This window comes from Chitinophaga sp. W3I9, from assembly GCF_050434025.1.
In the GTDB taxonomy this organism is placed as follows: domain Bacteria; phylum Bacteroidota; class Bacteroidia; order Chitinophagales; family Chitinophagaceae; genus Chitinophaga.
Window position 1 is genome coordinate 5,705,598 of sequence record NZ_JBNPWC010000001.1, and the last position, 12,049, is coordinate 5,717,646.

16 protein-coding genes and 1 tRNA gene are annotated in these 12,049 nt (G+C 39.4%); 13 read left to right on the forward strand and 4 right to left on the reverse strand.

Annotated features, from left to right (window positions below; genetic code table 11):
- The first annotated feature begins 343 nt into the window (after window positions 1-343).
- Window positions 344-1,660, forward strand: a complete 1,317-nt coding sequence (locus QFZ51_RS23100; protein ID WP_429049382.1) for a phage integrase SAM-like domain-containing protein — start codon at window positions 344-346, stop codon at window positions 1,658-1,660.
- Between the two features lie 113 nt (window positions 1,661-1,773).
- Here the strand turns inward: QFZ51_RS23100 and QFZ51_RS23105 are convergent, their stop codons facing one another.
- Together QFZ51_RS23105 and QFZ51_RS23110 are read right to left on the reverse strand one after the other, a co-directional pair.
- Window positions 1,774-2,043, reverse strand: coding sequence for a hypothetical protein (locus QFZ51_RS23105; RefSeq protein ID WP_429049385.1), 270 nt, complete (start codon window positions 2,041-2,043; stop codon window positions 1,774-1,776).
- A gap of 10 nt (window positions 2,044-2,053) precedes the next feature.
- On the reverse strand, window positions 2,054-2,536 hold the full coding sequence (locus QFZ51_RS23110; protein ID WP_429049388.1) for a hypothetical protein: 483 nt from the start codon (window positions 2,534-2,536) through the stop codon (window positions 2,054-2,056).
- 251 nt (window positions 2,537-2,787) lie between these two features.
- Here QFZ51_RS23110 and QFZ51_RS23115 point away from each other — a divergent pair, with 251 nt between their 5' ends.
- Window positions 2,788-3,084, forward strand: a complete 297-nt coding sequence (locus QFZ51_RS23115) for a helix-turn-helix domain-containing protein (RefSeq protein WP_429049391.1) — start codon at window positions 2,788-2,790, stop codon at window positions 3,082-3,084.
- 112 nt (window positions 3,085-3,196) lie between these two features.
- Here QFZ51_RS23115 and QFZ51_RS23120 read toward each other — a convergent pair whose 3' ends face one another.
- On the reverse strand, window positions 3,197-3,541 hold the full coding sequence (locus QFZ51_RS23120) for a helix-turn-helix domain-containing protein (RefSeq protein WP_429049394.1): 345 nt from the start codon (window positions 3,539-3,541) through the stop codon (window positions 3,197-3,199).
- A gap of 477 nt (window positions 3,542-4,018) precedes the next feature.
- Here QFZ51_RS23120 and QFZ51_RS23125 point away from each other — a divergent pair, with 477 nt between their 5' ends.
- The 8 genes from QFZ51_RS23125 to acpS are packed head-to-tail and all read left to right on the forward strand — an operon-like array spanning window position 4,019 to window position 9,071.
- Window positions 4,019-4,291, forward strand: a complete 273-nt coding sequence (locus QFZ51_RS23125; RefSeq protein WP_429049397.1) for a hypothetical protein — start codon at window positions 4,019-4,021, stop codon at window positions 4,289-4,291.
- Window positions 4,292-4,298: 7 nt separating this feature from the next.
- A complete protein-coding gene (locus QFZ51_RS23130) occupies window positions 4,299-4,622 on the forward strand; it encodes a helix-turn-helix domain-containing protein (protein ID WP_429049399.1) in 324 nt (107 codons plus the stop codon).
- A gap of 4 nt (window positions 4,623-4,626) precedes the next feature.
- On the forward strand, window positions 4,627-5,472 hold the full coding sequence (locus QFZ51_RS23135; RefSeq protein WP_429049402.1) for an ImmA/IrrE family metallo-endopeptidase: 846 nt from the start codon (window positions 4,627-4,629) through the stop codon (window positions 5,470-5,472).
- 4 nt (window positions 5,473-5,476) lie between these two features.
- A complete protein-coding gene (locus QFZ51_RS23140; protein WP_429049403.1) occupies window positions 5,477-6,208 on the forward strand; it encodes a hypothetical protein in 732 nt (243 codons plus the stop codon).
- Between the two features lie 20 nt (window positions 6,209-6,228).
- Window positions 6,229-7,248: a nucleotide kinase domain-containing protein gene (locus QFZ51_RS23145; protein WP_429049406.1), complete on the forward strand. Its 1,020-nt coding sequence runs from the start codon at window positions 6,229-6,231 to the stop codon at window positions 7,246-7,248.
- Between the two features lie 41 nt (window positions 7,249-7,289).
- Complete coding sequence (locus QFZ51_RS23150) at window positions 7,290-8,129, forward strand: dCTP deaminase domain-containing protein (protein ID WP_429049408.1); 840 nt, start codon at window positions 7,290-7,292, stop codon at window positions 8,127-8,129.
- Window positions 8,119-8,700 (forward strand): hypothetical protein, encoded by a 582-nt coding sequence (locus QFZ51_RS23155; RefSeq protein ID WP_429049411.1) that lies wholly within the window; start codon window positions 8,119-8,121, stop codon window positions 8,698-8,700. The genes QFZ51_RS23150 and QFZ51_RS23155 overlap by 11 nt, the downstream gene beginning before the upstream one ends.
- The gene (gene acpS / locus QFZ51_RS23160; protein WP_429049413.1) at window positions 8,697-9,071 is read left to right on the forward strand and encodes a holo-ACP synthase; all 375 of its coding nucleotides are present in this window, start codon (window positions 8,697-8,699) and stop codon (window positions 9,069-9,071) included. Before QFZ51_RS23155 ends, acpS begins: the two co-directional genes overlap by 4 nt.
- Before the next feature lie 433 nt (window positions 9,072-9,504).
- On the opposite strand, the gene QFZ51_RS23165 is transcribed toward acpS, so the two are convergent.
- Window positions 9,505-9,577: transfer RNA gene (locus tag QFZ51_RS23165), tRNA-Lys, on the reverse strand.
- A gap of 190 nt (window positions 9,578-9,767) precedes the next feature.
- Between QFZ51_RS23165 and QFZ51_RS23170 the strand changes: the two genes are divergently transcribed.
- The 3 genes from QFZ51_RS23170 (at window position 9,768) to QFZ51_RS23180 (ending at window position 11,945) form a co-directional block, all read left to right on the forward strand.
- A complete protein-coding gene (locus QFZ51_RS23170) occupies window positions 9,768-10,580 on the forward strand; it encodes an SDR family oxidoreductase (RefSeq protein ID WP_429049415.1) in 813 nt (270 codons plus the stop codon).
- Between the two features lie 247 nt (window positions 10,581-10,827).
- Complete coding sequence (locus tag QFZ51_RS23175; protein WP_370913288.1) at window positions 10,828-11,655, forward strand: SAM hydrolase/SAM-dependent halogenase family protein; 828 nt, start codon at window positions 10,828-10,830, stop codon at window positions 11,653-11,655.
- Window positions 11,652-11,945 (forward strand): putative quinol monooxygenase, encoded by a 294-nt coding sequence (locus QFZ51_RS23180; protein WP_429049418.1) that lies wholly within the window; start codon window positions 11,652-11,654, stop codon window positions 11,943-11,945. The genes QFZ51_RS23175 and QFZ51_RS23180 overlap by 4 nt, the downstream gene beginning before the upstream one ends.
- Window positions 11,946-12,049 lie beyond the last annotated feature (104 nt).

Here is a 12,049-nt window from a genome sequence, read left to right on the forward strand (position 1 = left end):
TCCTGTATCAAATGCTGTAAATTGGGGTCATTTTTGATACGCTCCATTTCATTCTCTACAATCTTAATAACGTCCGCTTTAATCTGCCTGTAAATAGACCAAAAACAAAAAACCCGCGCGGCGCGCAGGTTTCAAGTTTCTCCAGTGATCCCCTTGGGATTTCCGGTGTGAAATTCATCTTTACAGATGACGACACAATACTACAATAACTCTATGATTTTCAATATTCTATAACTCCGTATAGGCGTTAAGGGAATTACCTTTACAAGAGCCGACATAGTTTTTATAGAGTAAATTATAGAGTATGATGTTACCCATTAAGCCCGTTTGCACCAAAAAGGACATGCGCAAAGACGGCACCAGCATTATTTTCCTTCAATACTGTTATTCCATTGACAAGCGCACTCTGCTAAACACCGGAATATCTATTCCGCCCGGATTCTGGAACCGCAAGAAGCTACGTATCGATGATAGCCTACCCGAAAATTACGGGAATGTAGCAGACCTCAACCAACGCCTGCAAACCTGTATACGCATTGCGCAGGACATGCTGACTTATGCCATGAAAGAAAAAGTAAAGGATCTTATTTCTTTTCTCAAGCAGTCATTTAAACCAGACCTCGACCCAGAAGCCCTTGCTCCTAAAGCCAAAGAGGCTGCGACCCGGCAACCAGAGACTAATCTGGATTTTTACTTTCAAATAGATGATTACATTAAGTGCAAAGCCAACAAGGTTACACCTGGCATGCTCCGGGTTTACAAAAACATGAAGGGCCACCTCCAATCCTTCCAGGATCACCGTAAAGCCGTGATTACTTTTAACTGCCTTGATTTTAACTTCTATGAAGGGTTAGTTGACTTCTTGACATTTGAGTATACCCAACGCAGAAGAAAAACTGTTATAAAGGGGCTTAAGACCGCAACAGTGGGCAAAACTATTAAGCAGCTACGCATATTCATCCGGGATAGAATACGCCGTAAAATCATTCCTCCTATTGATTTATCAGATTTTAAGATACTGAATGAAGAATCAGACGCAATATATCTTTCATGGAAAGAAATAAACCAGATATATAACACCGATCTGACAGATTTCCCCTCCCTCCTGCCATACCGGGATTTATTTGTACTGGGCTGCCTTACCGGCCTTAGGTTTTCAGACTTCTCCAATATCAAACCGGAAGATATACGTGCCGGTATGCTGCATAAAAAACAGGAAAAATCGGATCATTGGGTGGTAATCCCTTTAATGAATGTGGCTAATGATATACTCATAAACCGCTTCAAAAAAGTAATCCCAATTGTGAACAATCCGGATTTCAACGTTAATATTAAAGAGATTGGCCGTCTGGCGGGCATTTGCGAAACTGTGAAGTTCTCTTATAAAAAGGGGAATAAGGATATTGAAGTCCTAAAGCCCAAATATGGCTGGATCACGTCCCATACATGTCGCCGGTCTTTCTGTACTAATGAATTTCTGGCAGGAACACCGGTAGAGCTGATTATGAAAATCAGTGGTCATAAGAGTTTACTGGATTTCTATAAATATATCCGTATTAGTCCGGAGGAAGCTGGCAGGAAAATAAAGGAAATTTGGGAAAACAGGCACCAAACTGACGTTATCCTACTAAATACGACCGATCATTCCAAGGCTTGTTGAGAAAGAAAAACCGGAGAGGTTTCATTGCATGGCCTTTCCGGTTCTAATAGCTTCAAAAAATGGCGCAAGAGAAATCAAGCGCCATTGCCATATATGTTGCATTCACTCAAAACTTATTTTTTCACTGTGAGATCGGTTATTAAAGAAATAAACTCCTCCTTGATGCTCACGCCTATCTCACGGATCTTGTCCTTTTCTGCGTTACTTAAAACCGGGACCATCTTCCCGTCAATAACCTTATCCTTCCCCCTCATCTTACGATAAAATGTAGGAGTGCTGTAATTGCATTCTTCACACACCTTATCCCTGAAATTTTTAGCAACCCTAATAAATTCAGCATGAAACATAAATAACACATTCATCTCTTTGATACTTTTATTCATGGGTAACGATTTAATTATGATGAAAATCTCTTATGCTATCTATTCTTTTTTCCATGTTCAACGCATAGACAGTGAGAAAGAAAGATTTAAAATGACTAGCTGCAAATTCAAGCACATCTGATTCTATCATTCGTTTCTCTATGTTGAGGAGTATTTCAGTGTACTCGTCAATTGTTTCATTTAACTCGTCAAACTCCAAGGCCGAATTAAATTCTTCCAGCCAATCCAATGGCTCAACCAATTCTGTAACCAGTTTACTGTTAAGATCAGTAACGGCATCTCTGATCAGTGCATCCCTTACCGTGAATACTGCCTCTCCGCACCTGATAAAAAACTGCGTAAACATCATAAAATGATCCCGCTCTTTCACGGTCCACATGTCAGCATCTTTGCTGCCTATTATCCTGCTTAATGAATGCCAACAGACATCCGCAAAGCCGTGTTTGGTAGTATAGGTCGTAATACTGGATAAAGTGGTTAATAAATTCTCCATACCATTTTTTGTTTTTAAACAATGAGTAAAAAGGCTATAGATCTTGTTGTCCATACGATTCCCCTCTCGGCCTTTGGGCCGATTATCTAAGACTATTGCTAATGTGAAGGATAATGTAGTTAGGGGAACATTGCAGCTAACGAACGCAAATGGCTATATGTAAAATACCATAGGCGTGGCTTACTTGCAGTATTCTACCCGCGCGCTTGGAGAGGCCGAGTAGATCTTACAAGCAAGCTCACGCCTATGGCATGAGCATTGCTGCACTACATTCTGGCCTCTCCAAGCACGCAGAAAATGTAGTAGTCAATGCAGAAAACAGATTAAAGGAAATAGGTGAGCGTCTGCGCAAAATCAGAGAAGAAGAGGCACAGATAAGCCAGGACGAACTAGCGTCAAGATGCGATGTTACTAAAGGCAATATCAGTAATATTGAAAACGGGAAAAAAGATTTTAATTTTACCACCTTTCTTGAACTGGCAAGGGGTTTAAACGTTCATCCAAAACATTTACTGGATCAAAATTTTACATTCCTAAAGGAAGATTAAATAAGAACGCTCTGACCAGGATGATTTTTCTTACAATGCCCATTAGCGGACAAATGATGCAAAAATCATCCTGGACAGAGCGCAAGCCCGCGGCAGCGGCCCACTTCATTAATTAGCAATTATCCACGGCCTTATCCTCATGGCGGAATAATTGCCAAATTTCGTCCTTCAAAAAGAAAACACGCGATCTCACTTTATACCGCTTCAACTTACCAATCCTTACCCAATCATATACAGTTTGTCGGGTTACCTGAAACAGCTCACACACTTCGGCAATCTTATAGACTGGCTTGTAAAGTAGACCAGGGGTTTCATAAACCAGTTTCGGGAGTTCTGTCTTTTCTTTTGCAGCCAATTCTTCCCGGACTATTAATCTGACGCGCTGCCAAAATTGGTCTGGTTCAAAAGAAAATAACATCGGGGGCATGGCATTTTCATTGCGCACATTTTCACTCATACACTTCTCTTTTAAAATTATCGGGGTAACTTATCTATTCGAAAATAATTAAAAGTTCAAAATTATCCTCTACCCCATCAAATTCTAAAGGGGTTAACCAGCGTCCCGACTTCGGAGGGGTAGCACAAAAAAAGCAGGTTGTGATACAACCTGTAATCTTGCAGTTTACGGCGAAGCAGGTAAACGGAAAGGCGGCTGTGATACAACCGGTCATCTTGCAGGTTCCGGCGAAGCATGGAATTAAAAAACAAAGACGAAATCACTTACTTGTCAAATAAAAATAATCTGGATCCGAGGAATCTCCGTTATTGTATTATTGATCGACGTCCAAATTTTTGCCCTGCTATTTCTAATACTTGTTCAAAGCAAGCATTAGAAAAAATAATTTAAAAACAGCTTGGCAAATAGAAAATTTCACAAGAAAATTTTTATTCGTAAGAAAATCTTACTATCTTTGTAAGATAATCATACATAATAATGACTTTACAAATAGAAATAGTTGAGAAGCAACTAGTTACAATTTTAAAGGACTATTGCGAGAGGTTAGAAATACCTGAAAAGGTCGACAGTGATTTTTTCCCAGGTAATTTCATTAAAAGTCAGGTTTTACTTACAGCTATTTGTGAAGTCGAGCTTGCTTTAGAAGTTGTCATTCCTAATGAGTGCTATATTTTTTGCGAGAAAAGAAGGCAATTGTCTGTAAAAGAAGTAGCACAGAAAATCTTAGAAATTGCAAAAGTTGAAATGTAATTATTATATGAAAGAGAGAGAACAAATTGCAGACCGATTAAAAGAAGCCAGAACTACGGCAGGATTGTCACAGGAAGCGGCGGCAAAAATTCTAGGCATACAGCGTCCTGCGATTTCAGAAATTGAAGCAGGAAGACGCAAGGTTAGTGCAGAAGAGATTATACAGTTCTCTAAACTGTATAAAGTCTCAACTAATTGGTTGCTAATGAAAGAGGAAAATGAAGACAATTTAAAAGAACAATTGCATATAGCAGCTCGTGAATTGAGCAAAATGAGTCAGGAAGACAGGCAGAAATTATATGATATTCTAAAAATCTTACCTAATAAATAATGGAATGAATCAACTTTATTTGGACGCAATTAAAAAGGCAGGTAAGATTAGAAAAGTACTTGGGTATAACAACTTTGAGCCAATTAATATTTTCGATACTTGCGAGAAGTTAAACGTAGTTGTTCGATTTTCAGACATAAACATGGACGGTTTTTATGTAAAAAAAGGTGATGCATCTTTTATACTGATATCAAATAAAAGACCGTTCCCGAGAAGAGTATACACGGCTGGTCATGAGCTTGGCCACTTTGTATTTAATCATGGTTTTAAAGTTGACATTTTAACTGAAGATAGGTCTAATTCAGACCCTAAGGATGAGGACGAAATATTAGTTGATGCCTTTGCGGCTGCACTCCTCATACCAGTCGGCGGAATTCAGGTTGAGTTTAAAAGGCGAAACTGGAGTTTTGACAATTCGTCACCAATACAATTTTACATCATTAGTTCTCTATTTGCAGTAGGATATCAGACTTTGGTTAAACACTGTCGTTATAGTAATTTGATTAGCGAGGAAATGTGTAAGAAACTTTCGATATGGACACCCGGCAAGCTTCTATCCTACCATTTTCCAGAGATATCCCAAAACTCATTCTTTAGAGTAATAGATTGTCACTGCATATTATCAACCATTGACCTAGAGGTAAACAATTACATTGTATTCCCGAAAGAAGTAGTAGTAGATAATATGTACTTAAAAAGGGTAGCAGAGAATACCTTGGGCATAGCTTATATTGCGATCAACCCTGGCATTACTGCTGTTCATCACTCTGGAAATGGAAACAGTTATTTTATTAGAATTCAGAGGGAAAACTATATTGGTCTTGCAGAATACCGTCACTTAGAAATTTAACATAATGAACAATCCATATATAATTGAAGGGAAAAATCTCTCTGAAACATGGCTGACAGCGATGACTAAGATCATTGAAAGCTCAGGGAAAGAGATAACTCCATTGGTACTCACTATGACAGACTTTGGAGAATCTCAAACATTTAGACAACACCTAAATTCTGATTTGCATAGCCGGGACTTGGATTCTGTGGAAACTGTTTCTGAAACCATATTTCCGGACTCGCTTTATAAATTATGCAAAAACAATCGTTCCGAATTATATAAGTTATACTTACGTAGTTTACCTAGAATTAGAAAAGTAGACAGACGGAATAATAAAGGTATATATTTTGAACGACTAATTAGATATGATGACGACAAACAAGTAAATCAGCTTGAGATGATAATTAATTCACTTTCAAATACATCTGTACGACGTTCTAAACTACAAGCCTCAACTTTCGATCCTAATAGGGATTACACTGATAGTCCCTATCAGAGTTTTCCATGCTTGCAGCATATAACCTTTTATAAATCCGAATCAGGAGGCCTTATATTGAATAGCTTTTATGCTATACAATACTTATATCAGCGAGCATATGGAAACTGGTTGGGTTTGATAAATCTCGGAAAATTTGTTGCTCAGGAGTCAAATTTGAAATTTGAGCGTTTTAACTGTTTTATTGGAGTTGAACAGCTTGATCCTAAAATAACTAAAAGCGATGCGAAACTAATATTATCAAAATTATCTTAATTCAACATATTGCAGTTAGAATGGAAAAAAGCACGTATAAGAATGTGTCAGGGATTACAATTTATCAGTCTTTAGCTCCTGCAAAGACTACGGTAGTATATGATAGCTATTGGAAATTTGCCGCATTGCGACAAGATGTATTTTTCAATCGGTTCAAAGGAAAAGGATTTCCTTGGTCAACCGATCCTATAATCAATCAATATAAATTTACTAATGCTTATCGTGCATCCGATAGGGTAAGTCAGTACCTAATCAAAAATGTAATATATAATAAAGAATTGCCTAATTCTCCTGTAGAAATCTTGTTTAGAATTCTTTTGTTTAAACTCTTCAACAAAATAGAAACATGGGAATTATTAAAATCAAAATTCGGCGAAATTACCTATGAAGATTATTCTTTCAAAAGATATGACGATTTGCTTTCAAAACATTTCACGGCAGGAAAAAAAATCTATTCGGCAGCCTATATTATGCCTTCTGGGAAATCATATTTCGGTCAAGAAAGGAAGCATTCAAATCATCTTAGGTTAATTGAATTAATTATTAAAGAGAATACAGTTGACAGGCTAATGTCGACAAAGAGAATGCAGGAGGCGTTTGAAATATTAAAAAGCTTTCCAAGCCTCGGTGATTTTCTTGCATATCAGTTATTAGTTGACATTAATTATTCACCGATTATAAATTTTCCGGAATCAGAGTTTGTTGTACCAGGGCCTGGAGCTAAAGGTGGAATAAGCAAGTGTTTTACCTCTACTGCAGGTTTAAATAATGTAGATATAATAAAATTAGTAACAGATAGGCAAGAGAAAGAATTTGATCGTTTAGGACTGGAGTTTAAAAATTTATGGGGACGTAGACTTCAATTGATAGATTGTCAAAATTTGTTCTGCGAAGTTGATAAATATGCTCGAGTTAAGCATCCTGAAATTAAAGGCGATAGTGACAGAATAAAAATCAAGCAAATATTTAAAGAAAATAGACAGCATATTGATTTTTGGTTTCCTCCTAAATGGGATATAAATAAAAATATATCAAATTAAAAAAAGCACTACTACATTAATCAATATAACTGGAAACATTTATGGCTTTTATTGGCAACAAAGAACTTTCAAAAATTCTCTCGGCATCACCGATTATAACTGAATATTCTGCCGATCGAATATCAAATGGAGCGTACGAATTGTCTTTGGGGGATGAAGTCTTTCAGACAGATGCGTCACCGAAAGCAGTAAAAAAGCTCAAGGATAATGATATAATCGAAATTAAACCTGGCCAGTTTGCGCTTTTATTGACTAAAGAGGTAATAACAATGCCTAAGAATAAAATTGCTTTTATATCCATAAAAGCTGGCGTCAAATTCAAGGGACTGGTAAATGTTTCCGGATTCCATGTCGATCCGGGTTTTAAAGGCAAGCTATTATTTTCTGTTTATAATGCGGGACCGTCGAGTATATTTTTAACCCGAGGAAAAGCATATTTTCCAATATGGTTTGCGGAATTAAGCGAAAGTCAAGACTACAAGGGAAGTCATGGACAACAGATGCATATCCCGGACGCACCAATTGAAGCGTTAAGTCAAGGAGAGCTTGCCTCTCCCAATGAATTGAGCAAAAGAATTAATAACTTCAATACTGATATGGATAAAAGGCTCAGTGTGTTGGAAAGGGATCAGAAAGCGAATAACTACATTGCGGTTACCTCTGTGAGTTTGTTTGTTGTTATTTTTGTAAAGTTCATTTTTGATTGGAGCGTATTTACCACCGGGATTGAAAAAGGCGTAATGCTTAAAACCCAAGAATTAACAGCCGATTCCGTTGCTAAATCCAGCAATAGGGAAACAGTTAGACTACACAGTGAACTTGACAGTATCCGACATGCGTTAAATGAATTAATTGAGCAAAATAAAAAACATGGAAAATAAACTTTTTTTTGACACCGCTTTTGATGAGCTAGAGCAAATACCTCGACGCTTCTCGATAACTTTCAAGGAAGTAGGAATTGGAGGAAAAGGAGAGGTACGAGTTATTCTAAATGATACCAAGCAATTAGGCGATATAATAAATGACAATTCCTATGAAAATGACTTTTATCGGTATCATGATATTTTCCACTATTCGTTCGCTACTTTGCTAGGATGGTCACCATGTGCAAGGGTAATGATGCGTAGAAAAAGGAAAAGTGATGATCTGGTTGACGAAATTGAGGATGGGGCTCGTGCAACCATAACTGAGGAGGCTCTCTCAATGGTTATTTTTAATGAAGCAAAAAGAAAAGACTTTTTTGAAAATGCGTCAAAAGTATCAAGAACAACTCTCAGGATTATTAAGGAAATGACTGAAAACTTTGAGGTTAGGGTTAGGACTTCTAAAGAGTGGGAAAATGCAATCCTAAAAGCATATGAAGTGTTTCGTTTACTTATAAACAACAACGGTGGTCGTGTTGAATTTGATGCGCATAAAAAAGAAATCACCTATTCAAATCTAAATTCATGATCGTCGGTATTGGTACTGATATTGTTGACCATAAATTGACAAGCTTATTTGGATGGGAAAAAAATGTCTCGATCCAAAAGAGAATTTTTACAAATTTAGAATTAGAAATTTTTGATTATTCAAACAATTTGAGCTTTCTTTCAGGGAGATTCGCCGCCAAAGAGGCTGTTTTGAAGTGTCTGGGTACTGGAATGCAAGATGGTATTGCCTTGACTGATATTGAAATACTTAGAAATCAGGAAAATATTCCAGTTGTATACTTATCAGGGCAGGTTAAAGTGATATCTGACTCAATTGGTATTATCAAATGGCATTTAAGTATAAGTCACAGCAGCTCACAGTCTATTGCATTTGCAATAGCAGAAACATAACTAACAAGGAAGTACTGTTATGTTCCAGGCAATAGTATTTTATTTTCAGAAAATTGCATTTCTTTTCAAGGAAAATAAGCATCTTCAAAATTTCTGTTAACGTTCATGAAACTAAATTTCGCACACTTTTTTTGGTCAAATCAACCAGAGTGCGCAACGATGATTCGTATACATTGCGAGAGAGGTTTATAGTGGCAACAACGGCTTCTAAAGATCGGAGGAACTCCGATAGTATATTAGATGTGGATTTTAAAATACTGTTACCCTAAATTTCTAATCTTAAAATTTGAGGATAACAAATCGTAAATTCGTAAAGATAGTTCAGCTCTTTGTAAAGCAACGTAAACCCAATCGCCTCATGCAATCTTTATAGAGTAAATTATAGAGCAAAAAACAAAACCCCGCGACCAGCGCGAGGTTTATAATCTTCTAGTGATCCCCTTGGGACTCGAACCCAAGACCCATACATTAAAAGTGTATTGCTCTACCAACTGAGCTAGGAGATCCTTTGCTGTTAAGCGGTTGCAAAAATAGGAATATTTTTATTCCTGCCAAATTTTTATTCAAAAATATCCCAAACCGGGCACCACAAAGTATTATAACACCACCCACCCAAAAATAGTTCATTACATTTCTGTAAATGCCTTGTAATAAATTGATGTTACTCACCTATTTTTGTGAAGCTAAATTATACCCATGAAAACGTACTTTCAGAATAAAACGGTTGTCATCACAGGCGGATCGTCAGGAATTGGAAAAGCCCTTGTAACAGAATTACTGGGACATGGTGCTCATGTGGCTGTTTGCGGCAGAAAGCAGGCTGCCCTCAATGACCTGCAACAGGAAGTCAATAACACCCGGCTGTTTACTTTCGTCGCAGATGTTAGTGTAGAGGCCGAATGTAAAGCCTTTATCGAAAGTACCATCAGTCAATTCGGAAAAATAGATATCCTTATCAACAATGCAGGCATTTCCATGCGCGCCCTGTTCCGCGATCTGGATGTAAGCGTGTTGAAATCGCTCATGGATATCAATTTCTGGGGAACCGTATACTGTACCAAATTTGCATATCCCTCTATTCAGGCTAACAAGGGAACGATTGTGGGAGTATCTTCCATTGCCGGGTACAGGGGCTTGCCCGCACGTACCGGCTACTCCGCTTCCAAATTCGCCATGCAGGGTTTCCTGGAAGCGCTGCGCACCGAAAATTTACATACAGGCGTTAACGTGATGTGGGTATGCCCCGGATTCACGGCCTCGAATATACGTAACACCGCACTCAATCCGCATGGGCAGGCACAAAGCGAAACCCCGCTGGATGAAGGTAAACTGATGAGCGCAGAAGCAGTAGCAGCCGCTATTGCCACCGCTATCGCCAAACGAAAACGTACGCTGGTACTCACCGGCCAGGGCAAACTCACCGTGCTGTTAAGTAAACTTCTCCCTGGCTTCCTGGACAAAATGGTTTATAATCACTTTAAAAAAGAACCCGGTTCCCCTCTTCAGTAAGTAACCATTCTTTTCACTGTAGCCGTTAACGTTAGTGCAAAAAATTCCGCTTAAAATACGATCGCCTCGGCTTTTTTGTCTTTATTTGCACTAAGTTTAGTTCACTTAACCCCCAATGGCATCTTTTTTGGAAGGAAAGCGCACTTTTAATTTGCCATTCCGGATAAATGAAAAACGGATAGACGAGTGAGGACGGGAATTGATTCGTGGGTTTTGAACACTGGGATTTGGATTTAGATTTTCGGGCATGTCCATTATAACTTTAACATCAGACATAGGAATGCAGGATTACCTGGTAGGTGCCATCAAAGGGCAGCTCTGGCAATACTGCCCGGAATGTCATGTTACGGACGTCACCCACCATATCAGCCCCTTCAATCTACCACAGGCCACTTATATCTGTAAAAGCGCCTTTGCCTATTTCCCGCTCGGTACCTTTCACTTTGTATTAATCAATTTATTCGATAAACGCCCGGATCATGTGCTGGTAGCAGAACATAACGGGCAATACATCGGCTGCGCAGACAATGGCCTGCTCACCATGATTGCCGGAGGTATGCCGGAGAAGGTCATTAAACTGCCCCTTCCGCCGGATGCACCCAAAAACACATTTACCATTATCCAGCTGCTGGCATCCGCCGCCCGGGAGCTAAGCCGCGGCAAAGCCCTCGGTGAACTCGGCCCGCTCACCCAGCAGATCCACGTAAAACACAACCTGCAGCCACTTGTGGGCGACGACTTCATAGAAGGACAGATCATTCATATCGACAGCTTCGAAAACGTTGTCGTGAACATCACACGCCAACAGTTCGATATGCAGTGCAAAAACCGGAAGTTCCGCATCTTCTTCCGACGCGATGAAGTCATCAGCCAGATCAGCGAAACCTATGCAGACGTTCCCGAAGGCACCAAGCTCGCCCTATTCAACGCTGCCGGCTACCTGGAAATAGCCATCAACAAAGGAAATGCCGCCGGCCTGTTCGGCCTGCAAGGCTTCCGCCGCGACCAGCTCACACAGCCAGCCGGCTACCAGCAACTGTCATACTACCAAACTGTTAGAATAATTTTTCAATGATTAACCGTATCGTTAAAATGGAATTCGACCCGGGAAAAGTAAACACCTTCCGGGAACTCTTTGCCAAACAACAGGAACTCATCCGCCACTTCCCCGGATGCCTCCACCTCGAACTGTGGGAACACGCCGCCTCCGGAAATACCTGGTTCACCTTCAGCCAGTGGGAATCTGAAACGGCACTCGAAAAGTACCGGCAATCCCCCCTCTTCCGGGAAACCTGGGCCGCCACCAAAGCGCTTTTCAATGCAAAACCTGCTGCCTGGACCGTCCAAACTGCCGTGAGCCTGTAACCAACAGCGCCTGATCATTGAATTATAATGCTTTTTTAATCTCCCGGAAAACTCCCTTCCGGCGCCCGGATGCGGCTAGCCAAAAGGGTAACAGCTAAAAAGAT

What these genes read in the sequence shown, in the direction of transcription:
- QFZ51_RS23100 (WP_429049382.1), top strand. Translation starts at nt 344, where the DNA reads ATGCGCAAAGACGGCACCAGCATTATTTTCCTTCAATACTGTTATTCC.
- QFZ51_RS23105 (WP_429049385.1), bottom strand. Translation starts at nt 2,043, where the DNA reads ATGAATAAAAGTATCAAAGAGATGAATGTGTTATTTATGTTTCATGCT.
- QFZ51_RS23110 (WP_429049388.1), bottom strand. Translation starts at nt 2,536, where the DNA reads ATGGAGAATTTATTAACCACTTTATCCAGTATTACGACCTATACTACC.
- QFZ51_RS23115 (WP_429049391.1), top strand. Translation starts at nt 2,788, where the DNA reads ATGAGCATTGCTGCACTACATTCTGGCCTCTCCAAGCACGCAGAAAAT.
- QFZ51_RS23120 (WP_429049394.1), bottom strand. Translation starts at nt 3,541, where the DNA reads ATGAGTGAAAATGTGCGCAATGAAAATGCCATGCCCCCGATGTTATTT.
- QFZ51_RS23125 (WP_429049397.1), top strand. Translation starts at nt 4,019, where the DNA reads ATGACTTTACAAATAGAAATAGTTGAGAAGCAACTAGTTACAATTTTA.
- QFZ51_RS23130 (WP_429049399.1), top strand. Translation starts at nt 4,299, where the DNA reads ATGAAAGAGAGAGAACAAATTGCAGACCGATTAAAAGAAGCCAGAACT.
- QFZ51_RS23135 (WP_429049402.1), top strand. Translation starts at nt 4,627, where the DNA reads ATGAATCAACTTTATTTGGACGCAATTAAAAAGGCAGGTAAGATTAGA.
- QFZ51_RS23140 (WP_429049403.1), top strand. Translation starts at nt 5,477, where the DNA reads ATGAACAATCCATATATAATTGAAGGGAAAAATCTCTCTGAAACATGG.
- QFZ51_RS23145 (WP_429049406.1), top strand. Translation starts at nt 6,229, where the DNA reads ATGGAAAAAAGCACGTATAAGAATGTGTCAGGGATTACAATTTATCAG.
- QFZ51_RS23150 (WP_429049408.1), top strand. Translation starts at nt 7,290, where the DNA reads ATGGCTTTTATTGGCAACAAAGAACTTTCAAAAATTCTCTCGGCATCA.
- QFZ51_RS23155 (WP_429049411.1), top strand. Translation starts at nt 8,119, where the DNA reads ATGGAAAATAAACTTTTTTTTGACACCGCTTTTGATGAGCTAGAGCAA.
- acpS (WP_429049413.1), top strand. Translation starts at nt 8,697, where the DNA reads ATGATCGTCGGTATTGGTACTGATATTGTTGACCATAAATTGACAAGC.
- QFZ51_RS23170 (WP_429049415.1), top strand. Translation starts at nt 9,768, where the DNA reads ATGAAAACGTACTTTCAGAATAAAACGGTTGTCATCACAGGCGGATCG.
- QFZ51_RS23175 (WP_370913288.1), top strand. Translation starts at nt 10,828, where the DNA reads ATGTCCATTATAACTTTAACATCAGACATAGGAATGCAGGATTACCTG.
- QFZ51_RS23180 (WP_429049418.1), top strand. Translation starts at nt 11,652, where the DNA reads ATGATTAACCGTATCGTTAAAATGGAATTCGACCCGGGAAAAGTAAAC.